Below are 26,564 nucleotides of genomic sequence, written 5' to 3' on the forward strand. Positions count from 1 at the left end.
AACACCCACCCCACTATTGACTAATCTAACCCTTGCTCTTTTGCCAACTTCATGGCTATTTGCGGTGCGTTCCATAGAGAAGGCAGCAAAATTAACGACACTGGCACTGCGGTAATCACGATGAACGACTGCAATGCAGATATTCCACCAGAACCCAGAGAGATAAGAATCAGTGCCGTTACCCCCATCATCACCCCCCAAAAGGTACGAATAATGGCGTTGGGTTCGGTTTCCCCACTGATCACCACACTAATGGTGTACGTCATGGAATCCCCCGTTGTGACAATGAAAATGGTGGTCAGAATCAAAAAGAGAATCGAGACAAACATTGGCAACGGCAGCTGTTGAGTGACCGCCAATAACGCACCAGGAAGGTTAAAGCCTTCAAAGGCTTTACTGACGGTGCCCGGTTCGGCGATTTCAAACGCCAGCCCCGATCCGCCCACGATGGTGAACCAAAAGAACGTCACCAAAGGGGCAACAATGCTGATGGTCGTAATGATCTGGCGAATGCTTCGTCCCCGTGAGATACGAGCGATAAAGATGGCCATCATGGGGCCGTAGCCCAAAAACCAGCCCCAGAAGAACACGGTCCACCAGCTTAACCAGCCTTCGTCACCGCGGTAGGTCGCCATGGGAATGAAGTTGTCTAACATGGTGCCCACGCCTTGAATGTAGCCGTTGAAGATGAAGTTGGTCGGTCCAAATAACAGAATGTAGATCATCAATGCGCAGGCTAGGATCACGTTGAATCGGCTGAGCATCTGCATACCTCGGTTCAAACCACTGATGGCGGAAAGGGTATAAAGGGTGATGGCGAACATGACAATGATCAGCTGAGTGGTAAACCCATCAGGGATATCGAATAGGGCGTTAAGGGCGTAGCTCACTTGCAAGCCTAAGAAACCAATCGGCCCAATGGTTCCAGCCGCCACCGCGACAATACAACAGGCATCAATCAATGCCCCTGTTTGCCCTTTGAGCGCGCGTTCACCTAAAACAGGGTACAGCAAAATACGAGGTTTTAGCGGCAGTCCTTTGTCGTAATGTAAATGCATGATAACAATCGAGGTCAAACTGCCCACGATAGCCCAAGCAAGAAAACCCCAGTGCATAAAAGATTGAGAAAGCGCATTGAACGCCATTTGTTGGGTATCTTCTTGTACCCCATACAGAGGGGGTGGGCTAACAAAATGCGCAATAGGCTCTGCCGCTGCCCAGAACACCCCCCCACCTGCGAGCAGAGTACAGAAGATGATCGCCATCCAGCGGAAGCCATTCATTTCCGGAGCGGAGAGATTGCCCAAAATGACTTTTCCCGTTCTGCCTGCGGCAAGACCGAGACCAATCAAAAAGGTTAACAGCAGCAATAATTGCCAGTAGGGTCCAAAGACCTTAACAGACCATGCAAAACCTGTGTTGACCAGTGTGGAGAGCAGCTCTCCATTAAATAAAGCAAGCAGAACGAATAGGGCAATAAAGCCGCCGCTGTACCATAGTGCAGGGTTGGTCAGCCCTAACGCATCCGTTGCGTTTTGGGCTGGGGGTGTGGTGCTTGATACGGAATGAGCAGCTTCCGTACTTTTCATGCTATTGGTTAGATCAGACATGTGCTGACTCCAGAAGTTTGCTTTGCAGTTGCAAAGGTGTATTTAACACCTGCCCTTATTATGGCTGTTGTTGGGCAGGCTGTTCCCTGTCAGGTGACCTTCAGGCTTTATGAATGGCTAGGCTCTAGCCCGCTTTTCAAAAAGTTGAACCAGTTATCACCGATAATTTGTCCGGCCTCGAGTTCGTTGAACCCATGACGTTGTAATCCGTTGTAAATGTTTTCCATTCCTTCGCTGCCTGCAAACCACGGCAGAGAGTCTGGCCAGCCTGAATTGCTTGCCGAGCCTTCACCATAGTCCATGGCTTTCGACCATCGACCATTGCGCATCCACTCCAGTACAGACTGAGGCTGGTTAAGGCATAAGTCAGACCCGATAGCGAGATGTTCAACGCCAACCATGTCGGCGGTTTTGGCGATCATTTGGCAAAAATCTTCCAAGGTGCAATTGCTGCCGTTTGGAAGATGGAAAGGGTAAAGGCTAAAACCCAGTAACCCACCACGCTCCGTGAGCGACTTAATGACCTCATCCGACTTATTGCGAAGGGCTTTGTGCGCAAAGTTTGGGTTAGCGTGGCTAATGCAAACAGGGCGAGATGACATATCGATGGCTTCCAGCGTTGAGCGTTCTGCGCTGTGAGACATATCGATGATCATGCCGACTCGGTTCATTTCCTGAATGGCTTGTTTGCCAAATCGGGTAATGCCCATGTCGTGCTGCTCGTAACAGCCCGTTGCCAACAAACTTTGGTTGTTGTAGGTGAGCTGCATGATCAGCAGACCTTGGCGTTTCATGACTTCAATTAAGCCTATCTCATCTTCTATTGGGGAGCAGTTCTGCGCCCCAAAGAAAATACCGACTCTGCCCGACGCTTTCGCTTCCTCGACATCTGCCATGGTGTGAATAGGCATGATGAGGTCGGCATTTTGCTCAAACCTAAGGTTCCACTCTGCAAAACGCGTGAGCGTTTCTCGAGTGTTTTCGTGATACACCACGGTAGCGTGCACGGCGGTAATCCCGCTGGCTTTTAATGTTTGAAAATACTCGCGATTCCAGTTGCAGTACTGCAAGCCATCAATCACTATCCTTTGCTGATACATGCCTATCTTTTCCTAGTCGGTGTTCGCGAGATGATCAGTAAGGACGCTGGTAAGTCGTCTTCACTACGGTGTAAAACTCTTTGGCGTACTGACCCTGTTCACGCGGACCAAAGCTGGAGTCTTTGCGCCCACCAAACGGCACGTGATAATCGGTGCCCGCCGTTGGCAAGTTCACCATGACGCATCCCGTTTGTGCTTGCTGTTTGAAAAGGGCACTGGTGCGTAGGCTCTGAGTGATGATGCCGCCCGTCAAACCAAAGCGAGTGTCGTTGGTGACGGCAATGGCTTCTTCGAGGTGAGCAACACGAATGACGCTTGCCATTGGCGCAAACACTTCTTCTTGGTTCATTTCCCATTGGTTTTGCGTGTCCAAAAATAGCGTCGGCGACATGTAGTAACCTTCGTGAGCGAGGGTCAAACGTTCACCACCAAATGCCAATTCCGCGCCGCTTTGGCGGGCTTTCTCAAGCCACGCAAAGTTTGCATCCAGTTGATTGCCATCGACAACCGGCCCCATAAACACACCGTCTTCGAGTGCGTGACCGACTTTCAATTCACTCATGCGTTTGATCAGCGCTTCCACGTATTGATCGTGAATGCTGTCCATCACCACTAGGCGAGAAGACGCGGTACATTTTTGGCCCGCACCAGAGAAAGAACCTGCAATGGTGGCATCCACCGCCGTTTGAATGTCCGCATCGTCCGCAACCACCAAGGCATTTTTACTGCCCATTTCCAATTGGCAGCGCACAAAGTTGGGGGCCGTTGCCGCCGCCACTTTACGACCCGTTTCGACAGAACCTGTAAAACTGACGGCGTTAATGTCTTTGGAATGAATGAGGGTATTCCCCACCTTAGAACCGCTACCCAGAACCAAGTTGAAGGTGCCTGCAGGCATACCCTGACGGTGAATAATGTCCGTCAGCGCAACGGCACTCGCAGGAGTGAGGTTGGCGGGTTTCCAGATCACGCTATTACCAAACGCCAGTGCTGGTGCGATTTTCCAAGCGGCGGTGGCGGTAGGGAAGTTCCATGGCGAAATGATGGCGACAACGCCCACAGCCTCACGCGTGACTTCAACAGACACGCCAGGGCGAACAGAATCGGCGGTGTCGCCCATTTGGCGAAGGACTTCCGCCGCGAAGTATTGAAAGAATTGCCCAGCGCGATAGATTTCGCCGCGACCTTCCGCAAAAGGCTTGCCTTCTTCACGAGAAAGCAGCGTGCCCAACTCGTCGCAGCGAGCAATCAACTCATTGCCAATGGCTTGCAAGACCGCTTGCTTGCGCTCCATCGGGGTGCGTTCCCATTCTGGCTGTGCGTGTTTGGCAGCGCTGATCGCTTGGTGTGTTTGCTGTTCACTCGCTTGTGCAAACGAACCAATGGTGTCTGAAATGTCGGAAGGGTTAATATTGGCAACGGTGCTTTCACCGGTGTGCCATTCACCACCAATGTAGAGGGCGTTTTCGTCGGGCAGTTGAGCGGTCATGTTGTGTCCTTATCGGTTCTTTGGCTGCGCATCTCTTCTTGATCTAGATGTGTTGCAGCGTGTTCGAATGTATGTCGTGCGGATTCAGGCTGAGGGTGATTAGCCATAGAATAAAAGCGAGCTATTGAGGCTGCGTCGCGAAAGCGTACACAACGAACTCGACCAGCATTTCCTCACGAGCCAAACCCGCGACCACCATGGCTGCACGGTTAGGAAACGGGGCGTTAAAGTACTCGGCATACACACGGTTAACTGTTTGAAGATATTCTCGGTCGGTGACGTAAATCAAAACTTGAAAGACGGCATCCAAGGATTCGCCCGCGCATTCAAGGGTATGGCTCAAGTTAGCAAAGGTTTGCCGGGTTTGAGCCTCGATACCGCCTTCAACAACCGCACCCGTTTCATCAATGGGAATTTGAGCCGTGTAAAGCGTGCCGTTGCCAACGACTGCCCACTCTAGCGGCGCTTTGGAAGCAAAAAGTTCGGTTTTGATCGGGTGTTTTTTAGGTTGTGTGTTCACGTCTCTGATCCAGTATGTAACGAAATTGTTTGTTTATGGTTAAATATTGCCCTTTGACAGGTGATAAATCTAACGGTAAATTTCTTACATTTGATAAGTAAAATTTATCACTCTGTTTAGTATCAATCCGAAACAGGGCTGAGAGAGATACGATGAACATTAAGCTACAACAACTGATGCATTTTTCTTTCGTGGTGGAAGAAGGGGGATTTAGAGCGGCGTCACATAGAGCGAATCGATCTCAGGCAGCGCTTTCTACGTCTATTAAGGAACTGGAGCGCGCATTAGGGCAACCACTGTTTGAAAGTGGTAACAAATCGGCGCTGACCCCCTTTGGGGAAATTTGTGTGCCCAAAATTACCCAGTTTTTAAATGTGTACCACGCACTGGATAACGATTTGCGAGCCGCTGCGGCTGGCCAGCAAGGGCGGGTACGCATTGCCAGCGTGCCCTCAGTTGCCACCAAGCTTATCCCTAGCGTATTGGCGGCATTCTGCGAGCAGTTCCCGAATGTCGAAGTGAGCTTGGTGGATGATAATGCCGCGGGCGTGGAATCGCGGTTGATGTCGGGAGAGGTCGATCTCGCATTGGGTAACTGTTCCCACTTGGATGAAGAATCCATTGATTTTGTGCCGTTGATTTCAGACCCGATCGGTGTCGTGTGTTTAAAAGACAACCCAATCGCAAGCACATTGGAAGGCATTGAATGGAAAACACTTTTACAGCAACCTTTTATTCGAAATGGCACCTGCACATTGCTGGAACCTACGCCAGCCAGAGCGCTAAGTGAACGAGCCCTCTATTCTGTGGAAAACATCACCTCTTTGTTTTCTGTCCTTGAGTTAGGAATCGGTGTGACAACCCTTCCAAAGCTAGCCTTTCCTACCAATGAAACACGCCTCACTTGGATTCCGCTTACCGACCCACCTTTACAGCGTGAGATCGGCATTTTTAGGCTGTCTGAGCGCACGATGTCCCCACAAGCACAAGCCTTTCACGACTTATGTATTAAGTACCTAAATTACGGTCAGGAGAAAGCAGGGAGCGCGTAGACCCGCAAGTCATCTTTAGCCAAGCGTACACAAGGTTATGTGAGCGGAGATTTCGGCGAGCAAGAAGCGCTTTTCTAGTATGGCATTATAGCTATGAGCAATAGTAACTTTCAGCGATGGTAACGTTAAGCAATAGTAACGTTAAGCAATAGTAACTATTAAACAATAGTAACTTTGCCCCTCATCATGAGGGGCTTCTATTGGTTTTTTAAAGGGGAAGAGAGGGATGATTGCGGCTGAGTCGACCCAATACATCCAGCCCCTGTTGATGCCAGAAATGCAGCAAGTCGATGAAAACCCAGTTCTCTGCCAGTTTGTCGCCATCGCGTCGGTAGATGTCGATCACTCGCATATCGACAGGTTTATTGAAGGCGGGCATGCCCATAAAGCCGCCTCTTGGGGTTAGCGTGAGGTTCGGCCAACCAAAGAAACCGCCGAATTCTCCTTCGGCTAAGCGGCAAATGTGCCCGTTGAAGATTCGGTCATCAAACGCTTCACGAAAGGGACCTGAGTGTTGTTTGGCGTAACGTTCGATGGTGTAGCTGGCTCCGATTCCGGCCGGCCCCCACCAGATCATGTCGTCGTGCCACGTGAGTGCCAGTTCTTCTTCCAGAGACAGCGCGTTTTTCCAATTTCCAATGTCACTGATCATACTGTTAATGAGCGTTAGCGTTTTATCACTTTCCTCCGATGGCTGAGCATCAACCATCACACCGTTGTGGGTCATCGGACCGGGTTGCACCATAAATGCCCCCGTTTGAGGTGGAAATGGGTTTACCCCTGCCTGAACCATCAAATGAGGGATGTCGAAGAACATCGCGGTTTGCTGAATTTTGCCATTCGAGACTTCATGAAACTCGCAGTAGCGTAAGAACGTCATCTTATGAGTCGCCGGAATACCGAGCCAGTTTTGATCCAAAAGCCCCATTAAGTGCCCCATGGACACCACCCAAACGGAAGGGGTATCGGACAAACTGTTTTGTGCTGCCATCAGCACGTCTTGTCGGCGTTGAATGCGTTTCAGGGATTGCTTCAATGGTTGCCAGAACGATGTACTCAATTCATTCAGCGAGGTGATTTCATTGAATGGATGGCACCCTCGCCATTGGTAATGTTCTGAGGTATAGCGCGTCAGCACATTCTCCACACTTTCTGGGCTGGCACTGTCTAACTCTCTGAAAAATGCCAATACAACCTGTTTGGCATTCTGGGTGTCTGAAGACATGAATTTTCCTTATATAACCGGAATCCTGCATCTTGAGGTCACTTGGGTATGGAACGTTAACCTTTCACTGCACCAGCGGTCAGTCCTGAGACGATCTGACGCTGGAAGAAAAGCACTAAGAAGAACAGAGGCACCATGGCAGACACCACTGCGGCGACCGCAAACATCACATTGCCCTCTACCTGGGTTGTGCCAAGGAAGCTGGCGATCTTCGGAATCATGGTTTGATTATCCTGGCTGAGTAGCATACCGGTGACGGCAAAATCGTTGTAAGCCAGTAAGAAACTGAACAGCCCAGTTGTGACCACCCCGGGCCACATCACTGGAATGATCACGTGGCGAAATGCCTGAAAGCGAGTGCACCCATCTACCATGGCACTCTCGTCCATGTCTTTCGGGATATTCAAAAAGAACGAATGCAGCATCCACAACGTGAAGGGCTGATTGATGGCCACCAGTACAATGATGGTGGTGGGTAAGTGCCCCCACAAATTCCATTCAAAGAAAGGCAACAAGTAACCAGACACCAAAGATATGTGTGGCATCGCACGAAACACCAGCGCAATCATTAAAATCCATATCGAGTACCGAAAACCCGAGCGTGCCAGCGCATAACCACCAAGTGTGCCTATGATCAGAGAAATCACCACCGCGCACACCACCACGATCATCGTGTTGATGGCTGCGACCCAAAAGCTTTGTTCCACCCATGCGCCGTAATACCCTTTGAACGTGAACTCACTGCCGGTCTCAACCAGAGTTTTTACCCCATAGATGGCATTCATCCAGTCAGATTTCGAAAAGAAGTCGCCCTGAACTTTAAAGGAGCCCCAAGTGGTCCATAAAAAAGGACCTGCTGCAACCATCAACCATCCGATCACGAACAAAATCGAGGCGATTTTTAGCCATGGGGACTTTTTATCTATTGCTTGATCCATGTGTCTTTCTCCTACGCGGGCTTCTTATTAAATCCACGCCAAGTGCGGATCAGTACGGGGGTAAGTAGAATGGCGATACCCACAATGGTTAACATGGAAGTGGCTGCTGCGGAGCCAAAGAGCTGTGCATCGCCTTCTTTTAAATCGCGATAAATGATCCAGCTTAACGAGGTGGCGTTGGCTTCGGCGGCAAACCCGACAATCGGCTCAAATACACGGAAGTTATCCATCAACTGCATCAGGGCAACAAACGTCAACAACGGTGCCATATGCGGAATCACAATATAACGAATGCGTTCCCAGCGAGATGCACCATCGATCATCGCTGCTTCAACCGTATCCGTTGGCACGGTCTGTAAGCCAGCATAGAACACGATGAAAGAGAACGGGATTGAATGCCAGACGCCATAAACAAATAAAGTGGTCCAAGTGAGCGTCGGTGACGCTTTCAATGACAGATCGGGATCATCAAATAAGATTTGCAGGGAAGCACCAATGACACCGTCGGCATCGATCATCCAGAACAGAATCAATGAACCAATCAGTGGCGTAACAATCATGGGCAGTAGGGAGAAGAAGATCGTCGGCCCCTTAAAAAACTTGGGCAACGCATTCACGCTAAGTGCGACCAGCATCCCCAACACGATCACCATCGGTGTGACAATAAAGGTATAACTGAGGGTAAAAATCAGCGCCTTGTAAAACGGCATATTCAGCAGTTTCGAGGAGAAATCAGACAGAGATTCTGAGCTGTCCCACGCTTCGCCCACTTCGGAAAACGCCAGATGATTTCGGTTGGTATAGGTACCGAAACCGTTGAACCGCCCTAACGGTTGCTCCTCACGCAGTTTGTTGGTGGCATCCAAATCAATGGTCGTGGTTTTGGAGCAGCCAAAAGGACCGCATTGTTCGGTTTCTACCACCACTTGCTCGTGCTCGACGTAAAGCGACTGCACAAAGATGGAGACGATGGGAAAAGCGATCAACAGAATCATGATCGTCAAAGACGGCCACATAAACTGCAAAAAAGTGCGATGGGGCATACGTATAACCTCAATGCCAAACACCACTCCCTCTGACTTTTCTCAAGCGAGAGGGAGTGGGAGAAGTGAATTACAAGAAGCCCTGTTCTTTTGCAGACGCGGTATAAGCGGCTTCGGCATCTTTCAATGCCTGCTCTGCCGACTCTTTGCCTTGCAGGAAGTCGGACAGTTCAGAGCCAAGTGCGGAGTGGAGAGACCCCATATAAGGCAGCATTGGGTATGGGCGTGCTTTGTTTTGCACAGAAGCGATCACCCCTTTAGCCGCATCGTTAGGTTGATACCCCTCAATCAGCCAGACTGCTTTTTCGCTGTTGGCTTTCATCATTTCCGTTGAGGTCGCTTTAACCATGACTTTGAATGTCGCTTCGGCATCTGCGTCCGAGAGATTCGTAGAAACGGTCCAGCCATCCCACCATAATGTGGTGGCAGGCAAGCCGCCTTTGTCCAGTGATGGCGTGCTGACTAAACGAGTCGAAGCCACAATATCTGGCTCTGAGCCTTCATCGTCCAAGATGGCACTACCACGCGATCCCCACATTACCGCAAACGCCACTTTTCCGTCTTCCCATAACGACTGTGTCACGTTGGAATCAAACGTCAGATAGTCCGGGTTAGAGAGCTCCGTCAAGGCTTTGAGCGTATTCAGTGCTTTCACGCCCATCGGATTATTGATATTGGGCAGTGCACTGTTACCTTTAAAGAAATCACCGCCGGTTGCACTGTACAGATTGATGAACTCTTCACCGAGGTTCCAGCCCGTTTTGGTGTTCAGGGCAATCGGGTTAGCCATAATGCCTTTGTCGCGAATGACTTTTGCCGCTGCAATCAGCTCGTCATAGGTTGTTGGTGGTTCTACGCCCGCCAGCTTTAAGATGTCTTCGCGGTAGAAGAGGTGCTGGCTGTTCGCCATAAATGCCACCGCCATCACTTTACCGTCGATACGAATCAATTGTGAGGGTTGCAGGCTCGCACCGTACTTGGCCACTAAGTCGTCCAAAGGGCGAACCAGCCCTTCGTTAAGCAGCGGGACAATCGAGCTGGTTGAGACGATAGCGCTTGAATACTTCGCAGGGTTGGCTTTGAGTGCCGCTACCTGAAGATTGCGATGGTCTTTCGTTTGGTTTTTGGTCACCGTGACTTTATCGCTGGCGCACGTTTCTGCCATGTTGGCCACGGCGTGCAATGCAGGGAAGTCGTTGGAAAGAATACTGACTTTACCCGACTCTACTCCACAACTCGCGTACACGTTGCTTGCGCTGGCGATGGCGACAGTGGCCGCAGCACGCAACGCCCATTGAGTTACATTTGCCATGTTTTCTACTCCTTTAGCTGGCAGCATCAAGTGGGCAATACCACGATAGGCGGCTGGTTTCTTTGTCCGACAACTCAGCAGCGTCTCTTCGCCCTTTTCCTAAAAAATGGGAACGTATGCAAAAATCCTATGCTTTAAAGTTACTTTTGATCAAGGTTTGTATTTAATTTGTAAATAAATTGTATTTATCAACTTAAATAATTGAAAAATAATGTTTTATTTTTAATTGTGCATATATGTGATGTCGTCGTAACTCGTTGAATTATTAAAAATATCCGGATTTTTATACTTTTTGATTGGATTGTTATTAGTGTGATCACCTTCTAATTTGCTTAAATTATGATCTTGTTGACTAAAAAATCGTCTGATAATTTTGAATACGTACCCAAAATTTGGAAAAGGACATTTCATGGCGGAAATACAACTGCGACACGTCAATAAACGCTGGGGCGGATTTATCGGGGTCAACGATTTTGATTTGACGATCTCTGATCAGGAGTTCTTGGTTTTGCTTGGTCCCTCTGGTTGTGGAAAAACCACCACCATGAGAATCATAGCTGGGCTTGAAAGCGTTTCTGATGGCGAAATTCTGATTGACGGGAAAGTGGTGAACGAGCTTGAACCAAAAGATCGAGATGTTGCCATGGTGTTCCAGAGCTATGCGTTGTATCCGAATATGACGGTGTATGAAAACATCCGTTTTCCGCTCAAGGTACGTAAGATCGACCCAGAAACCCACGATGAAAAAGTCATGAAAGCCGCAGAGATGGTCGAGCTGAGTGAGTTCTTGCACCGCAAACCTTCTGAGCTGTCTGGCGGTCAGCGCCAGCGTGTGGCTTTGGCGCGGGCGATTGTGCGTGAGCCAAATGTCTTTTTAATGGATGAACCCTTATCTAACCTCGACGCCAAATTGCGTGTTTCGACGCGAGCACAAATCAAAAACCTGACACACGAGCTTAAAGTCACCACCATTTACGTAACCCACGATCAAATCGAAGCCATGACCTTGGCCGATCGCGTCGTTGTTATGAACAAAGGGGTGGTTCAGCAAGTGGGTTCCCCTACCGAGATTTACAACAACCCTGCGAATACCTTTGTGGCGAGCTTTATTGGTTCTCCAGCAATGAACTTGGTGGAAGGCACAATAATCAACGGCACATTCGAAGCTGAGGGGATCACCATTTCTGGTTTGGATGCTTCGCTGTCTGGCAAGGTTACATTAGGTTTCAGAGCAGAGGATGCCAGTTTGAGTGGGGAGTCTGCTCAGGTTCAGGCTAATGTTTATTCCATGGAGCTTTTGGGTGATGCCACCATGATCACGACCAAAGTTGGCCATGCGTTCGTGGCAATTAAAGCGGACAAGGATTTCAGAATCGATATTGGTCAGCCCTTTTCAGCACACATCCCCATTGCCTCATGTCACCTGTTTGATGCACAGACCGGAGCGCGAATTTCTCCTGTTTTGGCAGAGGCATCATGAAAGGTTCAAGACCTCAGCAAGCTGAATTATCTAGAAATACCGATATGAGCAAAACCGCCGAAACCCGAGCGGTGATAGAAAGCATGGTTGATGGGTTAAACGATCACCGAATCGACGATATAGGTCAGTTTTTCTCGCAACAGTTTCGTTGGTTAGGCAATCAAGGGTGTGGCAGAAAAAACGGGCTACAAGAGTTCCAAGATAACTGGCAGAGACCTTTTCAAGCGGCGTTTTCCGACAAATCGTGTACCGATGAAGCACGTTTGTATATGGGGGAATGGGCAGCAGCATTTGGTCGACAGGAAGCCACGCACAGCGGCGAGTTTATGGGGGTTGCCCCTACCGGAAAAAAAGTGGAAATCCGCTATATGGATTTCTGGAAAGTGCAGGATGGAAAAATTGTCGACAACTGGGTCATGGTGGACTTTCCCCATGTACTGGCACAGTTAGGGGTGGACGTCTTCAACGGTGAAGGTTGGGAAGCCTACGACCGAGGCGAACGAACCCCACCAAGACCACAGCGATAGAAGCAGTCAAACAGGATGAATAGAAATCATGACCATTGAATATTTAAAAAGCAGTAAGCCAGAGCAGGACAAAGCGTCAGATAACGCCAAGGTTGCCTCTGTGGTCGCCGATACGCTGGCGTACATTGAGAGCGACGGCGACACAGCGGTACGTGAACTGTCGGAAAAATTCGATAACTATTCCCCAAGCGCATTCCAACTCTCTGAAGAACAAATTCAAGCTCTGATTGCCAAAGTGCCTGAGCGAGACTTGGCAGATATTCAATTTGCACACGATCAAGTGGTTAATTTTGCTAAAGCGCAACGCGATTCCATGCAAGACATCGAAGTGGAGACGCTGCCCGGTGTGGTATTAGGTCACAAGCATATCCCGGTGCAAAGTGTTGGCTGCTATGTCCCTGGTGGCAAATTCCCCATGGTGGCTTCGGCGCACATGTCAGTCGCGACTGCCAAAGTGGCAGGAGTTCCGCGCATTGTTGCCTGCACTCCTCCCTTTAAAGGCGAGCCAAACCCCGCGGTTGTAGCAGCGATGCACATCGGTGGTGCCGATGAAATCTACGTGATTGGCGGCATTCAGGCTGTGGGTGCCATGGCCATTGGCACCGACACCATCGACCCTGTTCACCTGTTGGTGGGGCCTGGCAATGCCTTTGTGGCAGAAGCCAAACGTCAGCTTTTCGGACGAGTCGGCATTGACCTGTTTGCCGGACCGACTGAAACCATGGTGATTGCTGACGACACTGTTGATGCAGAAATGTGTGCCACAGATTTGTTAGGTCAGGCGGAGCACGGTTTTAACTCCCCTGCGGCATTGGTGACCAACAGCCGAAAGCTGGCGGAAGACACCATGGCAGAAATTGAACGCATTCTTAAGATTCTGCCCACGGCGGAAACCGCGTCTGCCAGTTGGGAAGATTACGGTGAAATCATTCTTTGCGACAGTTACGAAGAAATGCTGCAAGTCTCGGAAGACAAAGCTTATGAGCACGTACAAGTGATGACGGACCGCGACGATTGGTTCCTAGAAAACATGACCTGCTACGGCGGTTTGTTCTTGGGAGCCAGAACCAATGTTGCCAATGGCGACAAGGTAATCGGCACCAACCACACTCTGCCAACTCAAAAGGCGGGGCGCTACACTGGTGGATTATGGGTAGGTAAGTACCTGAAAACCCACAGCTACCAGAAAGTAACGACCGATGAAGCCGCCACACAGATCGGTGAATATGGCTCTAGGCTGTGTATTTTGGAAGGGTTTGTGGGCCATGCCGAGCAGTGCAACTTGCGGGTGCGTCGCTACGGCAATAAAGACGTACCCTACGGGCAACCAGCGCAGTAACGGTTGATGGAGATGGCAATGTCAGAATCCCAGCAATCAGCAGAGCACTTATTCAGCCAGCTAGCGCAATGGCGACAGGCGCTTTATCTGGGCGATCTCGCCTCAGCCCGAGTGCAAATGGAGTCTGTCTTTGCTTCCGACGCCACGTTTCACATGTGTGCACCATTTGGGGATAGCCATTCGCCTGTGGATTGGTTCGATGCTTGTGTTACTTCACTGGCTGGTGCGCTGCCGGATCTGGAGCGACGCGATTACATTGTTATATCGGGTAAAGATGCCGACCAAAATGGGTGGATAGGGTGTGCCGGTTATTACTGCGGCACCTTTATCAGACCTTGGCTGGACATCCCGCCTACAGGGCACTTTGCCCACATGCGGTTCCACGAATTTTACCGCGTGGAAGGCGATGCCATCGTCGAAGCGCAAATCATCTGGGACATTCCAGAACTCATGATGCAAGCCAAGGCTTGGCCGCTAGTGCCGTCATTAGGGCGAGAAGGTTTAGTACCCGCACCTGCAACCTGCGACGGTATCGACAATACATGGAGCGTCCCTTCGCTGAAATCAGAGAAATCGGAGCAATCAGAGGCAAGCCGCCAACACGTTTTGGATATGCTGGAACACTTACAGCGTTATCCGAGTCAGGGCGGACCGGAAGTCATGGCGCTGGATCGATTCTGGCACCACAACCTGAGCTGGTATGGTCCTGCCGGCATTGGCACCTGTCGGGGCATTGCGGGCTTTCGACACTGGCACCAAATACCGTTTCTTAATGCCATGCCAGATCGTGGTCAGCATGTAGAGGAAATCGACGCACACTTTTTCGCCTCTGGTGAATACGTCGCGGTGACAGGCTGGCCCAATATGTGTCAGACACTGACGCACGGCGGCTGGCTAGGCATTGGCCCATCTGGAAAGAAAATCACCCTTCGCAGTCTGGACTTCTGGCGACTGGAAAGCGGAAAAATTCGGGAAAACTGGGTGCTGGTGGACTTAATCGATGTCTATTCACAACTCGGTATTGATGTATTTGCCAGAATGAAAGAATTCAATAAAGCTCGTGTGATTGGCGACATTCAACTACCACAGGGAATGTGATATGAAAATTCTTCCAACTTCACCCGGATTCGATTTAACAGGCAAGCGAGCATTGGTTTGCGGTGCATCGTCGGGCATTGGATTAGGGTGCGCTGTTGCATTAGCAGAAGCGGGTGCTCACGTTACGCTTGCGGCGCGCCGAGCGGATTTGCTCGAAGAGGTTAAACAGCAGTTTGAACGCCAGCAGTGGCAAGTCGATGTTCTGCAAATGGATGTGGCGGATGTTGAAGGCACTCAGATTGTCATCGACCAGCAAGAGGCGTTTGATGTGTTGGTGAACTCCGCGGGGTTAGCTCGCCATTCGGATGCGTTATTGACTCAGCCTGACGATTACGACGCCGTGATGAATGTGAACGTGAAAGGGGCGTATTTCCTGTGTCAGGCAGTGGCGAAAAAGCTGATTGATGCCAACCAAAGCGGAAGCCTCATCACCATATCGAGCCAGATGGCACACGTTGGTGGGCTGGAACGCGCGGTCTACTGTGCCTCAAAACATGCGGTGGAAGGCTTTACCAAAGCCATGGCCATCGAGTGGGGTAAGCACCAAGTGCGGGTCAATACCATTTGCCCGACTTTCATCAAAACGGAATTAACAAAAAGCACGTTTGAAAACCCTGATCTTCGGGCGTGGATTGAAAGCAAAATCCACATTGGAAGAGTGGGAGAAGTCGAAGATGTAATGGGCGCGGTGGTGTTCCTTGCTAGTGATGCTTCTGCCATGATCACCGGTACTTCGCTGCGTGTGGACGGAGGTTGGACAGCAGAATAATGGCAAATGAAAAAGTCACCTCAACCGATGTCGCCAAACACGCTGGTGTGAGCCAGTCTGCGGTGAGCCGCGTGTTCACGCCCGGCGCATCGGTCTCACAGAAAACCATGGACAAAGTAAAGAAAGCCGCGGATGAGCTGGGGTATCGCCCCAATTCGCTGGCAAGGGCCATGGTATCGGGCAAGAGCCGAATTATAGGCTTGATTGTGGCGTATCTGGACAACCAATTTTACCCCGATGCGTTAGAAAAACTTTCCAATTCTCTGCAAGAACAGGGCTACCACGTTCTGATGTTTATGGCATCCAAGACAGCGGACTCCATCGATTCTGTGGTGGAAGAGATTCTGGATTATCAGGTCGATGGCATTATCGCAGCCTCGGTTGCCATGACTTCAGAACTTGCTGGGCGGTGCCGCCAGGCCAACGTACCCATTGTGTTGTTCAACCGTTCTCAGGAAGAAGGGGATTTCTCTGCGGTGACCTCAGACAATTTTGTTGGTGGTCTGAAAGCCGCTCAGTTCCTGATTCGAGGTGGTCATAAGAAGTTTGGCTACATTGCGGGTTGGGAAGGCGCGTCCACTCAGCGCGATCGCGAACTGGGCTTCAAAGCCGGTTTATTGCAAGAAGGGTTTGAGCTTCATGCAAGAGAGGTCGGTGATTTTTCGATGGAGAAAGCCAAAGAGGCTACCCGAAAGATGTTCCGAAACGATCCGCCTGATGCACTGTTTGTTGCCAACGATCACATGGCGCTGGCGGTCATGGATACCCTGCGCTTCGAACTGAACATCAAAGTGCCAGAGGAGGTGTCCGTCGTGGGGTACGACAATGTTCCCGCAGCAAGCTGGCCGAGTTATAACCTGACGACACTCAGCCAGCAAGCGGACGCCATGGTCAGTGAAACCATACGAATTTTGCTTCAACAGATTGATGGTGACAGCGCGTCACCCCAGAAAATTGCCATTGGGTCGCCACTGGTGATCCGCGGCTCAGCCAAATTGCCAAAGGACATTAACTAGATGATGAAAGGATTCGACAGCAAGTTTCAGGACTTCCCCGATTACATTCTGTCCATCACCAAAGAGATTTGGGAAGACAGAGGGATTGCGACGTTAGAGCATTACTACTCACCCGATATTATCGTTCGCACCCCTGCCAGCATTTCAGTAGGAAATGAAGGGGTCATTGCTGCCACCTTGTCGACATTGCATGAATTTCCAGACAGACAATTGCTGGGGGAAGACGTGATATGGAGTGGCACGCCCGAAACGGGCATGTTGTCCTCGCATCGGATCCTGTCCACGGCGACGCATTTAGGCGACGGTATTTTCGGTAAAGCCACTGGGTCACCATTGAAGTACCGTGTGATCGCCGATTGCCATGCCATCAACAATCAGATCAATGACGAATGGCTGATTCGGGACTTGGGCGCCATTGTTAAACAGATGGGCTGGGATCCGAAAGAATACGCCCACACCCAGATTGAAAATGAGGGGGGATCACAAGCGTGCACAGTGCCCTTTACCCCAGCGCAAGACAAGAAAGGACCGTACCAAGGCACAGGAAACGACAATGCCTATGGCAAGCAATACGCTGAGGTGCTCAAGCGCATTATGAATGCCGACATCGCTTGCATTCGGAATGAATACGATCGCGCTTGTACTGGTGAATACCCATGCGGTGAAACCATCCATTCTTGGGCTGGGGTTGAAGCTTTCTGGCAAGGGTTACGAGCCAGTTTCCCGAACGCAGAATTTACCATAGAACACCAAATTGGACGCGAAGATCCAATGATGCCTCCGAGAGCCGCCATTCGGTTCTCATTACAAGGAAAGCATGATGGGTGGGGGCGATTTGGCGCACCGACAGGGGCTGACGTTTATGTTATGGCAGCGGCTCATGTCGAGTTTGGCCCTTGGGGCATTCGACGCGAGTTTGTTGTATTTGACGAAACCTCCGTCTGGAAACAGATCGCTCTACACACAGGGTAACTCAGTCTAGTGAGTTGCAGGATCGGGAGTGGGTGTTCAAGCCGCTCAGCCCGATGAATTTCGCTTATTGCTGACATGACGGATGCAAGGCGGTTTAGTACTTGTCCGCGTGTTGGAATCCAAAGGAGATAACGAGAATGGAAAGCCCACAATGGGTGCGATTTGGAGAGCTTAAACCCTGTCGCACGGCATTTATTGATGCTCATACACCCGGTTCATCACAAAAAGAAAACTTCACGATTATCGGCGGGGGGGTCTCGGAGAGCCCTGACCAGCATGTGCATATCACCGCCACGCCGGGCTTCAATATTGGCGCGGCAGGTCAGCCACCAAAATGTTTTAACTCATTGCATTACCACCACACGGCGGAAGTCTTTTTCGTGTTGAAAGGTCGTTGGCGTTTCTTTTGGGGGCACGATGGTAAAGCCGGAGAAGTGACGTTATCGGAAGGCGACATCTTCGATATCCCAACACACGTTTTCCGCGGCTTTGAAAACGTGGGAACCGATTACGGCATGATCATGTCCATTCTGGGCGGCGATGATGCTGGCGGTGGCGTTGTATGGGCACCTCAGGTGTTAAGAGATGCGGTTGCTCATGGCTTAAAACTGAGCGAAACCGGCAGACTTTACGACACCAAAAAAGGGGAGAGCCTCCCCGAAGGTGTGAAAGAGATGCCTATGCTGACTCAAGAAGAACTCGACCAGATTGGTCAACCAAGTGTTAGCGAAGTTGTCCCTAAATACGTGGCACGTTACCTCGACATGATGGCTCTGGCGAACGACAAGCCATGCAGTGTGATCGGTGAAAATGCCCTTATCGTCGATAAACCGGGTTTTGAAGTCGATTTCTTTAACCACAATACGCCGCAAGTAGAGTCGTATCACGCAGAGCAGGATCAGGTTTTGATGGTGATGCACGGTCATTGGCAAGTTCAGTGGGGGCAAGACGCCGTCACTTTAAATCCGGGTGACACTATTTGGATGCCAGCTGGTCGTGACTACTCACTTTCGGTGACCGCGTCTGGCGACGCAAGTTTGTACCGAATCAGTAAGACACTCGATAGCGCCGGACCAACCTGGGTACCCAAACGATGAATACGCCGTTGGTATTGCTGCCTGGCATGATGTGTGATGAGCGGTTGTTCGCCGCTCAGGCGGCGGAATTCAGCTCTGAACGACAGGTGATTGTCTTGCCTGTAACACAAGCCGACAGTATGCAAGAACTGGCTAAGAAGGTGCTTGAACAAGCGCCTTCTACTTTCGCACTGGCGGGGTTGTCGATGGGTGGCATCGTTGCCATGGAAGTCTTCAGGCAGCAGCCCGAACGCATTGAGCGTCTGGCGCTATTAGACACCAATCCCCGAGCTGAACTGGACGAAGTGAAACAAGGGCGGCTCAAGCAGCTGGCGCGCGTTGCAAAAGGCGAGATGCTGAATGTGATGAGTGAGGAGATGATCCCAAGATATTGCCACCGAGATTTCCTCAATCCCAGTATCGATAAGCTTTGCCTGGATATGGCTAAGGGGTTGGGGGACGACGTGTTTGTTCGTCAGTCGCTGGCGTTGCGGGATCGCCCTGATCAGCAACAAACGCTGGCCACTGTCATTCAGCCGACTCTGATTCTGGCAGGGGAAGACGATCAGCTCTGTCCGTTAGACAGACACGAATGCATGAAGGCGTTAATTCCTCATGCCACACTTGCCTTGATCCCCAAAGCGGGGCATCTGACAACTTTAGAGCAACCGGAGGCGACAAACGCCGCTTTGCGCGCGTGGTTAGAATCATGAACGAATCCTTATTAAAGCTATTACAAAGCGTAGATACGCCCACGGTGTGCAATGCCATTGAAGTGGCACAAGGTAAACGCGGATTCGACCGCTTTACCAAGCAGACCATGCTGATTTCAGATACTGGTTGCGGGGCAATGGTGGGTTACGCGAAAACTGCCCAAATTGCGGCGTTAGAACCGGCTCAGGAATCCGCTGATGTGATTCGGGAAAGGCGCATGGCGTATTATCGTTATATGTCGGAGCCTCCATTCCCTTCTGTCGCTGTGATAGAAGATACCGACTTCCCCAATGCGATTGGTGCTTATTGGGGAGAGTTGAACACCAATATTCATAAAGGGTTTGGAATGAGTGGCGTAGTCACAAACGGTGTGATGCGCGATCTGGATGACCTGCCGGAAAATTTCCCTGTGCTGGCGGGTTCTATTGGTCCAAGCCATGGGTTTGTGCACGTTAAAACCATCGATAAACCTGTCAGGGTGATGGGGCTCATCGTGGAACCGGGCGAGCTGATTCATGCGGATCGTCACGGCGCATTGGTGATTCCAAATGAGGTTTTACCTAGCTTAGAAACCGCGATCACCACCTTGTTGGCTAACGAGCAAATCGTGTTGAAAGCCACCAAGCAGGACGGCTTCGATTTTGAAGCATTTGAAAAAGCGTGGGCAGAGTTTGAACGAGTTCGGACTTAATGCTGACCAAGTGCTTTTATAATCGGTATTGACCTTCCCTATTTCCTAACTAGGCTCGATTAAAAAATAATCGATTCAAAAACTCAAAAACGATGTATTAGCTCTTACAGAGCGGCATTAAGGCAGCTTTTGTTTTTATATCCAGATGGGTTTATATGATTTCTTTCCGTTGGTACTTTGTCATATAGGGTTCAAACTAGTGAAACATCACTGTCACAAATTCCTCCTAAAGTGAGCAGCGTCAAGTGAAACACAACGGCGATGAATGCCACTTAAGGAAATTGTGATGAAAAAAACAGTAATCGGTGCATTGGCTCTACTAGGCACGCTAACAGTAAACCCAGTTCTAGCTAAAGAAACGATCTCTGCTGTCGGTTCTAGCAGTGTTACGCCATTGATGGAAGTGTTCGCTGAAACTTACATGAAAGCGAACGAACAAGTCTTCATTGAAGTTCAAGGCCCTGGTTCTTCTGCTGGTGTGAAAGCCGCGAAAAACGGCAGTGCAGACTTGGGTATGTCTTCTCGCAACTTAAAAAGTTCTGAAAAAGAGCCAACACTTAAAGAACTGGTGGTTGCTCGTGACGGTATCGCGGTTGTTGTTCACCCTAAAAATGACTTAAACGGTCTAACCGCAGAACAAGTCACTGCCATCTACAAAGGTGAAGTGACCAATTGGAAACAAGTCGGCGGTGCAGACAAGCCAATCGTGGCGATTACTCGTGATACGGCATCGGGCACTCGTGGTGCTTTTGAAGACATCATGCAATTGAAAAAGAAAATTTCGGGCAAAAAAGTGTCCGCGATTTCTCAGCGTGCGCAAGTTGCCAATGGTAATGGCGCCCTAAAAACCATGGTAGCAAGCAACCCATTTGCCATTGGTTACATCTCTTTAGGTACGGTGGATTCGTCGGTTCAAGCTTTGGCTATTGATGGCACGCCAGCCACGGTAGACAACGTGAAAAACGGTTCATACAAAGTAGCGCGCCCATTCCTTGTTTTGTACAAAGAAGGCAGCCCATCGCTTGAAACGCAAAAATTCTTAGATTGGATGCTAGAGAAAGAAGCGCAATCTCTTGTCGCGAAGAAAGGCTACATCTCTGTTAACTAAGTGTCTATTTTACAACTTTGCTCAGCTCGCGAGGGCTGAGCGTTTTCCATTTCGAACCTTTCGATATGAGTATTGTTATGACCATCGCGATCAATAGTGAAAAGTCTATGAATGGCGAAAATGCAGCAAAAACTCGTCCACTGCGTGAGAAAAAGCGCGTAGATTGGAAAGAGCGTATTTTTCATTCTTTATTTCTGAGCAGTGCCGTTATCGGCATTGTTTCTTTAGCCACCATTGCGTATTTCATTGTGGCAGAAAGTATTCCGGCCTTTCAAGAGGCGGGCGTATCCGGCATTGTTTTAGGGCAGGACTGGTTACCGCCTGCGCTTTACGGTGTAGCCACCATGATAGTGGCATCGGTCGTTTCTACCTTTGGCGCCGTTATTGTGGGTGTGCCAGTTGGGGTACTAACCGCTATCTTCATTGCTGAAATTGCGCCAAAGCGTCTCGCGGATATTATCCGTCCGGCGGTCGAACTGTTGGCGGGTATTCCTTCTGTGGTATACGGATTCTTTGGCTTGGTTATCATTGTTCCATTGATTCAGCAAATCTTTGAAGTCCCCGCAGGTAACACGATTTTAGCTGGGATTATCGTGCTGGGTGTGATGATTTTGCCCACGGTGATCACCGTATCTGAAACCTCGATTCGTGCTGTTCCGAGAACGTATAAAGAGGGGTCTTTGGCTCTGGGTGCATCAAAAATCTACACCATTTTTAAGTTGCTGGTGCCGGCTGCTCGTTCGGGCATTATGACGGGCGTGATTCTGGGTATTGCCCGAGCACTGGGTGAAACCATGGCCATTATTATGGTGATGGGGAATGCCCCAGCAATGCCAGAAGGTATTTTGGACTCTGCCCGTACTTTAACCGCAAACATTGCCATTGAAATGTCCTACGCCAGTGGCGTTCACGCGAGTGCGTTGTATGCGACTGGCGTAGTATTGTTGGTCTTCATCATGAGTCTGAATGCCGTTCTCCTGTACCTAAACCGTGAGAAGGCGAAGTAATCATGAGCAATAATACGCAAGTCAGTAAGCTGAAAAAGATCCGCAATGTTAAAGACGGAATGCTGAACACCTTTGTATGGATTTCAGCCGCGTTGACGGTCGGCTTTCTGTTCTGGATCATCTGGTACATCTTGTCCAATGGTTTGCAACATGTTGACTGGGCTTTTGTCACCGACAACTACACGCGCACCGGGGACGAGCACGGTATTTTTCCAATGATTGTCTCGACCATCTACATGGTTATTGCATCCATTGCGGTGGCTGCGCCGCTTGGCATCATGACGGCCATCTACTTAACCGAATACGCCAAAGTGGGCAGTAAACTGGTTAAGGTGATTCGTTTCTGTACAGAATCGCTGGCGGGGATTCCTTCCATCATATTTGGTCTGTTTGGTATGACCTTCTTCGTTGCGATATTGGGGCTTGGCTTCTCGATTTTATCAGGGGCATTGACACTGAGTATCCTTATTCTGCCCGTTATTATCCGTACAACAGAAGAAGCGCTAATGGCGGTGCCACAAACGTTTCGCGAAGGCTCCTATGGTCTTGGCGCTTCTAAAATCTACACTATCTGGCGCTTAATATTGCCAAGCGCAATGCCAGGTATTTTAACCTCGATCATTCTTAGTATTGGTCGTGTCATTGGTGAATCAGCGCCTGTTTTCCTAACAGCGGGTATGGTTGCACGTATCCCAGATACTCTGTTGGATTCGGGTCGAACGTTAACCGTTCACCTCTATAAGCTGACAACCGAGCTGTTCTCTGTTGAAGAGTGGAACCAAGCCTACGGTACAGCCACTGTTCTTATCGTCGTTGTCTTGTTGATCAACATGATCACCAAGCTTATAGCGAAGCGCTTTAATACCGCGACGTACTAATTCAGAAGACGCTTATTAAAGCGAAATGACACCGATTGAAAGAATTAAGAGAAATAAGCAATGAACAAGTTTGATATTGAAAATCTCGATCTATTTTACGGCAGCAATCAAGCCCTTAAGAGCATCAACCTGCCTATCCCATCTCGTCAGGTAACGGCGCTGATTGGTCCGTCGGGTTGTGGTAAATCCACCCTTTTACGTTGCTTGAATCGCATGAATGACCTGATCGAAGGCGTGAAAATAACCGGTAAACTCCATATGGATGGTGAGAATATCTACGGCAACATCGATGTGTCTGACTTGCGCATCAAAGTCGGCATGGTGTTCCAAAAACCCAACCCATTCCCAATGAGCATTTACGAAAACGTCGCGTACGGGCTTCGCGCTCAAGGCGTGAAAGACAAAAAACACATCGATTTTGTGGTAGAGAAATCGCTCCGCGGGGCGGCATTGTGGGATGAAGTGAAAGATCGTTTGAAATCGCACGCGTTTGGTTTGTCTGGCGGTCAGCAACAACGATTATGCATTGCGCGTACTATCGCAATGGAACCCGATGTGATCTTAATGGACGAACCCACTTCCGCGTTGGATCCTATCGCAACACACAAAATTGAAGAATTGATGGAATCGTTGAAGAAAGATTACACCATCGTCATTGTGACGCACTCCATGCAGCAGGCGCGTCGTATTTCCGACCGCACCGCCTTCTTCCTAATGGGTGAACTGGTTGAACACGATGACACTCAGGTGATTTTTAGCCAACCGAAAGACGACCGCACACAAGGTTACGTGAACGGCGACTTTGGCTAGCAATCAACGCTTTTACTGGCACAACATTATAACTATAAGCGATGGTAACTCTTGCCCCTCATTATGAGGGGCTTTTTTAGCCTGTTAGCGGTGCATGAGTGAGCTGTAAGATGAATGGGTGGCAAACAAACAGAGTGTCATTTATCCCCTAATTTCAGAAATCGATTTAGGGCGGTGTAGGGAAGATAACAACGCAAGCGGTATGTTTTTGTTTGCCAAAGCCAACGATTTGCTCTAAGGCGTTTTTCCCGATTGGAATATACGCCGAGGATACCGCGTCTTGCGTTTCTTCAACCAGCGGATCATGAAAGTAGAAAAACTGTTCACTCATGCCGCTGAGTACAATCCAATGCGGCTCTTTATAGCCGTTGAACCGATAGGTGCTGATCAGCAATAACACGGCAGCGCCCTTTTTAAGCCAATTTTCGATTTGTTCGACGTGCGGCGGCGCGTGCGTAACCTGAATCTCCGTCTGTTCAATTTGATCCATGAAATCAGCATGAACCAGCTCAATCACCGATTTTTTCAATGGATCACGAACCGATTGGATAAAGGGTATTCCATGAGAATGAGACCACAATTCAACGGAAAAACCGCGGCGATAAGCGGCGAGTGCCAAGCCTTGTCCACTGCAACCACCGTGCCCGCCCGCCATAAAAATGGTCGTGGCTTCACGCCACAGTTGGACCTCTTTTTTACGTGTTGGTGGCGTGGGGTGTCCAAGCGCAGCAAAACTCATCAGCAAGCAAGCCGCACCACAAGTGAATGGCAGCGTTTGAATATACAGAGGCATCGCCAATGTGAGCTGAGGACCTGGCGTTCCGAGCCGCTTTTGCATTCTTAGACCATCGACCAAATCATCGTAATAATGGATCAACGTTTTTAGTGGTTTAAACCCATGTTTTTCATACAGACGAATGGCCCCTAAATTATCTTCCCTAACCTCGAGTCTTAGCGTAATGTAGCCTCGTTCGACAGTGCCTTTCTCGCATCGATTAATCAACTGCTCGGCAATGCCTTGACCTCTAAAATTGGGAGATACCGCAATAGAGTAGATCCGTGCCAGTTGAGTCGCTTGGTTAAAAAGTACCAATGCATAGCCAGCCAGTTGCTCGTTCGCTTTAGCGACAAAGAGCTGACAGTGATGAGATTGAATGAACCGCTTCATTTGCCTGCGGTTGATATTATCACTCGTGAACACTTGATTTTCTAAATGAAGCAAAGAATCTAAATCATCGAGTTGAGCGTGTCTGTATTCCATTTCAGTCTCGGTTATTCGCTTTGATGCTGTCATTTAAGAGTAAAAACGGTAATCTCTCAACAGGAAATGAATCGATGGCCAACATCCTTATCGTTACCGATGAACTTGGTGACTGGAAACAATACTTCCCTTCTGAAAAAGTCGTGTCTGTAAATGATTATTTAACGAGTGGCGCGTTTACCGATAACAAAAGCATCCAAGTGATAAACCTTTGTCACTCATATGATTACATGAGTAATGGCTATTATTGTTCGTTGATGGCTGAAGCTCGCAGACATCGCGTTATCCCACGCGTGATGACGATTAACGATCTCACCCAGCAATTCATGCTAAACCTTAAGCAAACCGATTTTGAAAGACACTTTCACCATCATGATAAAATTGATGCGAAAATTTATTTTGGTCGGACGGAAGTGAACGGGTTAGAGAAAATTGCCCACAAAGTGTTTGAGCATTTTATGGTGCCCGTTCTCGATGCCAGTTTTATTCGTATCAATGATAAATGGCAATTAGCACGATTAGAAGCGTGCGCATTTCAATCCCTCACGGATAGCGAGCAAGATTTTTTTGCTGAATCGTTAGAACTGTTTTCAAACAAAGTGTGGCGAAAAAGGAAGAAAAGCAAAAATTATCGCTATGACATCGCCGTTTTGGTTGATCCAGAAGAAAAAATGCCGCCATCCGATCCTAAAGCGATTCGACGCTTTCAGCGTGCCGCTAATCGAATTGGCATCAATATGGAAATGATTGGTCCAAACGATTTGGGCAGATTGGGCGAATTTGACGGTTTGTTTATTCGTGCGACCACGAATATCGCCAACTTTACGTACAAGTTTGCTAAAGCGGCGGAGAACTTAGGGTTAGTAGTTATGGATGATCCTGAGTCCATCATGAAATGCACGAACAAAGTTTTTTTGACCGAGCTATTAACTCTGCATAAAGTGCCCATGCCAAATAGCATGATTTTGCGTCAGGGTGACCGTACTCTTTTAGAAGATGCGGTACAAAAAATCGGATTTCCGATGGTATTGAAAGTACCTGATGGCGCGTTCTCAATTGGTGTGGTGAAGGTCAAGAATCGAGAAGAACTCTCACAGCAGTGTGAAAAAGTGTTCGAGAAAAGCACACTGATATTGGCGCAAGAGTACTTGCCAACCGATTTTGATTGGCGAATTGGTATTCTTAATCGCCAGCCCATCTATGCGTGCAAGTATTTAATGAGCCGCGGTCATTGGCAAATTTACCAGCATCATGATACTGGCAGAGTCACATCGGGTGGTTTTGAAACGCTGGATTTAAAACTTGCGCCTAAATCGGTCATTGATGCGGCAACAAAGGCGGCTAATTTAATTGGCAGTGGCATATATGGCGTTGATGTGAAAGAGATTGATAACAAAGCTTATGTGATTGAAGTCAATGATAACCCAAGCATTGATCACCACATTGAAGACGCGTTTTTGGGCGATTTGCTTTATGACCGAATTGTGACGGAATTTTTGCGCAGAATTCAAATGCGTGGTTTATAAGGT

24 protein-coding genes and 1 pseudogene are annotated in these 26,564 nt (G+C 49.2%); 16 read left to right on the forward strand and 9 right to left on the reverse strand.

From position 1 onward, the window contains the following. Nucleotides 1-20 precede the first annotated feature (20 nt). The 4 genes and pseudogenes from HC752_RS12470 to HC752_RS12485 form a co-directional block, all read right to left on the reverse strand. A pseudogene (locus tag HC752_RS12470) lies at nt 21-1,669 on the reverse strand (BCCT family transporter). Nucleotides 1,670-1,717: 48 nt separating this feature from the next. Further along, on the reverse strand, nt 1,718-2,710 hold the full coding sequence (locus HC752_RS12475; RefSeq protein WP_190335491.1) for a membrane dipeptidase: 993 nt from the start codon (nt 2,708-2,710) through the stop codon (nt 1,718-1,720). Between the two features lie 34 nt (nt 2,711-2,744). Continuing rightward, complete coding sequence (locus HC752_RS12480) at nt 2,745-4,199, reverse strand: aldehyde dehydrogenase family protein (RefSeq protein ID WP_190335492.1); 1,455 nt, start codon at nt 4,197-4,199, stop codon at nt 2,745-2,747. 121 nt (nt 4,200-4,320) lie between these two features. Beyond that, nucleotides 4,321-4,719: a Rid family hydrolase gene (locus HC752_RS12485; RefSeq protein WP_190335493.1), complete on the reverse strand. Its 399-nt coding sequence runs from the start codon at nt 4,717-4,719 to the stop codon at nt 4,321-4,323. 152 nt (nt 4,720-4,871) lie between these two features. Between HC752_RS12485 and HC752_RS12490 the strand changes: the two genes are divergently transcribed. Then, entirely contained in the window at nt 4,872-5,771 is a 900-nt protein-coding gene (locus HC752_RS12490) for a LysR family transcriptional regulator (RefSeq protein ID WP_190335494.1), read from the forward strand. A 208-nt stretch (nt 5,772-5,979) separates the two neighbouring features. On the opposite strand, the gene HC752_RS12495 is transcribed toward HC752_RS12490, so the two are convergent. The 4 genes from HC752_RS12495 to HC752_RS12510 form a co-directional block, all read right to left on the reverse strand. Beyond that, nucleotides 5,980-6,996: a nuclear transport factor 2 family protein gene (locus tag HC752_RS12495; RefSeq protein ID WP_190335495.1), complete on the reverse strand. Its 1,017-nt coding sequence runs from the start codon at nt 6,994-6,996 to the stop codon at nt 5,980-5,982. Nucleotides 6,997-7,052: 56 nt separating this feature from the next. Continuing rightward, nucleotides 7,053-7,934, reverse strand: coding sequence for a carbohydrate ABC transporter permease (locus tag HC752_RS12500; protein WP_190335496.1), 882 nt, complete (start codon nt 7,932-7,934; stop codon nt 7,053-7,055). Between the two features lie 11 nt (nt 7,935-7,945). Further along, a complete protein-coding gene (locus HC752_RS12505; protein WP_190335497.1) occupies nt 7,946-8,977 on the reverse strand; it encodes a carbohydrate ABC transporter permease in 1,032 nt (343 codons plus the stop codon). 70 nt (nt 8,978-9,047) lie between these two features. Continuing rightward, nucleotides 9,048-10,289, reverse strand: coding sequence for an ABC transporter substrate-binding protein (locus HC752_RS12510; protein ID WP_190335498.1), 1,242 nt, complete (start codon nt 10,287-10,289; stop codon nt 9,048-9,050). Nucleotides 10,290-10,698: 409 nt separating this feature from the next. Between HC752_RS12510 and HC752_RS12515 the strand changes: the two genes are divergently transcribed. From HC752_RS12515 to pstB, 14 genes are all read left to right on the forward strand, one after another. After that, nucleotides 10,699-11,769, forward strand: coding sequence for an ABC transporter ATP-binding protein (locus HC752_RS12515; RefSeq protein ID WP_190335499.1), 1,071 nt, complete (start codon nt 10,699-10,701; stop codon nt 11,767-11,769). After that, nucleotides 11,766-12,296: an ester cyclase gene (locus HC752_RS12520; RefSeq protein ID WP_190335500.1), complete on the forward strand. Its 531-nt coding sequence runs from the start codon at nt 11,766-11,768 to the stop codon at nt 12,294-12,296. Before HC752_RS12515 ends, HC752_RS12520 begins: the two co-directional genes overlap by 4 nt. Nucleotides 12,297-12,324: 28 nt before the next feature. Then, nucleotides 12,325-13,635 (forward strand): histidinol dehydrogenase, encoded by a 1,311-nt coding sequence (gene hisD, locus HC752_RS12525; protein WP_190335501.1) that lies wholly within the window; start codon nt 12,325-12,327, stop codon nt 13,633-13,635. Between the two features lie 18 nt (nt 13,636-13,653). Further along, nucleotides 13,654-14,733 carry an ester cyclase gene (locus HC752_RS12530; protein WP_190335502.1) on the forward strand — a complete coding sequence of 360 codons (1,080 nt, stop codon included), beginning with the start codon at nt 13,654-13,656 and terminating at the stop codon, nt 14,731-14,733. Between the two features lies 1 nt (nt 14,734). After that, nucleotides 14,735-15,502 (forward strand): SDR family NAD(P)-dependent oxidoreductase, encoded by a 768-nt coding sequence (locus HC752_RS12535; protein WP_190335503.1) that lies wholly within the window; start codon nt 14,735-14,737, stop codon nt 15,500-15,502. Further along, nucleotides 15,502-16,518 carry a LacI family DNA-binding transcriptional regulator gene (locus tag HC752_RS12540; RefSeq protein WP_190335504.1) on the forward strand — a complete coding sequence of 339 codons (1,017 nt, stop codon included), beginning with the start codon at nt 15,502-15,504 and terminating at the stop codon, nt 16,516-16,518. Before HC752_RS12535 ends, HC752_RS12540 begins: the two co-directional genes overlap by 1 nt. Nucleotides 16,519-16,521: 3 nt before the next feature. Continuing rightward, a complete protein-coding gene (locus tag HC752_RS12545; RefSeq protein WP_190335594.1) occupies nt 16,522-17,490 on the forward strand; it encodes a nuclear transport factor 2 family protein in 969 nt (322 codons plus the stop codon). A gap of 137 nt (nt 17,491-17,627) precedes the next feature. Beyond that, nucleotides 17,628-18,587: a cupin domain-containing protein gene (locus tag HC752_RS12550; protein ID WP_190335505.1), complete on the forward strand. Its 960-nt coding sequence runs from the start codon at nt 17,628-17,630 to the stop codon at nt 18,585-18,587. Beyond that, the gene (locus HC752_RS12555) at nt 18,584-19,279 is read left to right on the forward strand and encodes an alpha/beta fold hydrolase (RefSeq protein ID WP_190335506.1); all 696 of its coding nucleotides are present in this window, start codon (nt 18,584-18,586) and stop codon (nt 19,277-19,279) included. Before HC752_RS12550 ends, HC752_RS12555 begins: the two co-directional genes overlap by 4 nt. Continuing rightward, nucleotides 19,276-19,971, forward strand: a complete 696-nt coding sequence (locus HC752_RS12560) for an RraA family protein (protein WP_190335507.1) — start codon at nt 19,276-19,278, stop codon at nt 19,969-19,971. The genes HC752_RS12555 and HC752_RS12560 overlap by 4 nt, the downstream gene beginning before the upstream one ends. A 286-nt stretch (nt 19,972-20,257) precedes the next feature. Beyond that, nucleotides 20,258-21,079: a phosphate ABC transporter substrate-binding protein gene (locus HC752_RS12565; protein ID WP_190335508.1), complete on the forward strand. Its 822-nt coding sequence runs from the start codon at nt 20,258-20,260 to the stop codon at nt 21,077-21,079. Nucleotides 21,080-21,156: 77 nt separating this feature from the next. Further along, nucleotides 21,157-22,086 carry a phosphate ABC transporter permease subunit PstC gene (pstC, locus tag HC752_RS12570; protein WP_190335509.1) on the forward strand — a complete coding sequence of 310 codons (930 nt, stop codon included), beginning with the start codon at nt 21,157-21,159 and terminating at the stop codon, nt 22,084-22,086. A 2-nt stretch (nt 22,087-22,088) separates the two neighbouring features. Beyond that, complete coding sequence (gene pstA, locus HC752_RS12575; protein WP_190335510.1) at nt 22,089-22,964, forward strand: phosphate ABC transporter permease PstA; 876 nt, start codon at nt 22,089-22,091, stop codon at nt 22,962-22,964. Between the two features lie 60 nt (nt 22,965-23,024). Further along, nucleotides 23,025-23,774: a phosphate ABC transporter ATP-binding protein PstB gene (gene pstB / locus HC752_RS12580; protein WP_190335511.1), complete on the forward strand. Its 750-nt coding sequence runs from the start codon at nt 23,025-23,027 to the stop codon at nt 23,772-23,774. A gap of 166 nt (nt 23,775-23,940) precedes the next feature. Here pstB and rimI read toward each other — a convergent pair whose 3' ends face one another. Next, nucleotides 23,941-25,035, reverse strand: a complete 1,095-nt coding sequence (rimI, locus tag HC752_RS12585) for a ribosomal protein S18-alanine N-acetyltransferase (RefSeq protein WP_190335512.1) — start codon at nt 25,033-25,035, stop codon at nt 23,941-23,943. 74 nt (nt 25,036-25,109) lie between these two features. Here rimI and HC752_RS12590 point away from each other — a divergent pair, with 74 nt between their 5' ends. Beyond that, nucleotides 25,110-26,561, forward strand: a complete 1,452-nt coding sequence (locus HC752_RS12590; RefSeq protein ID WP_190335513.1) for a RimK family protein — start codon at nt 25,110-25,112, stop codon at nt 26,559-26,561. Nucleotides 26,562-26,564: the final 3 nt, after the last annotated feature.

The sequence above is a fragment of the Vibrio sp. S9_S30 genome, assembly GCF_014694455.1.
GTDB lineage: Bacteria > Pseudomonadota > Gammaproteobacteria > Enterobacterales > Vibrionaceae > Vibrio.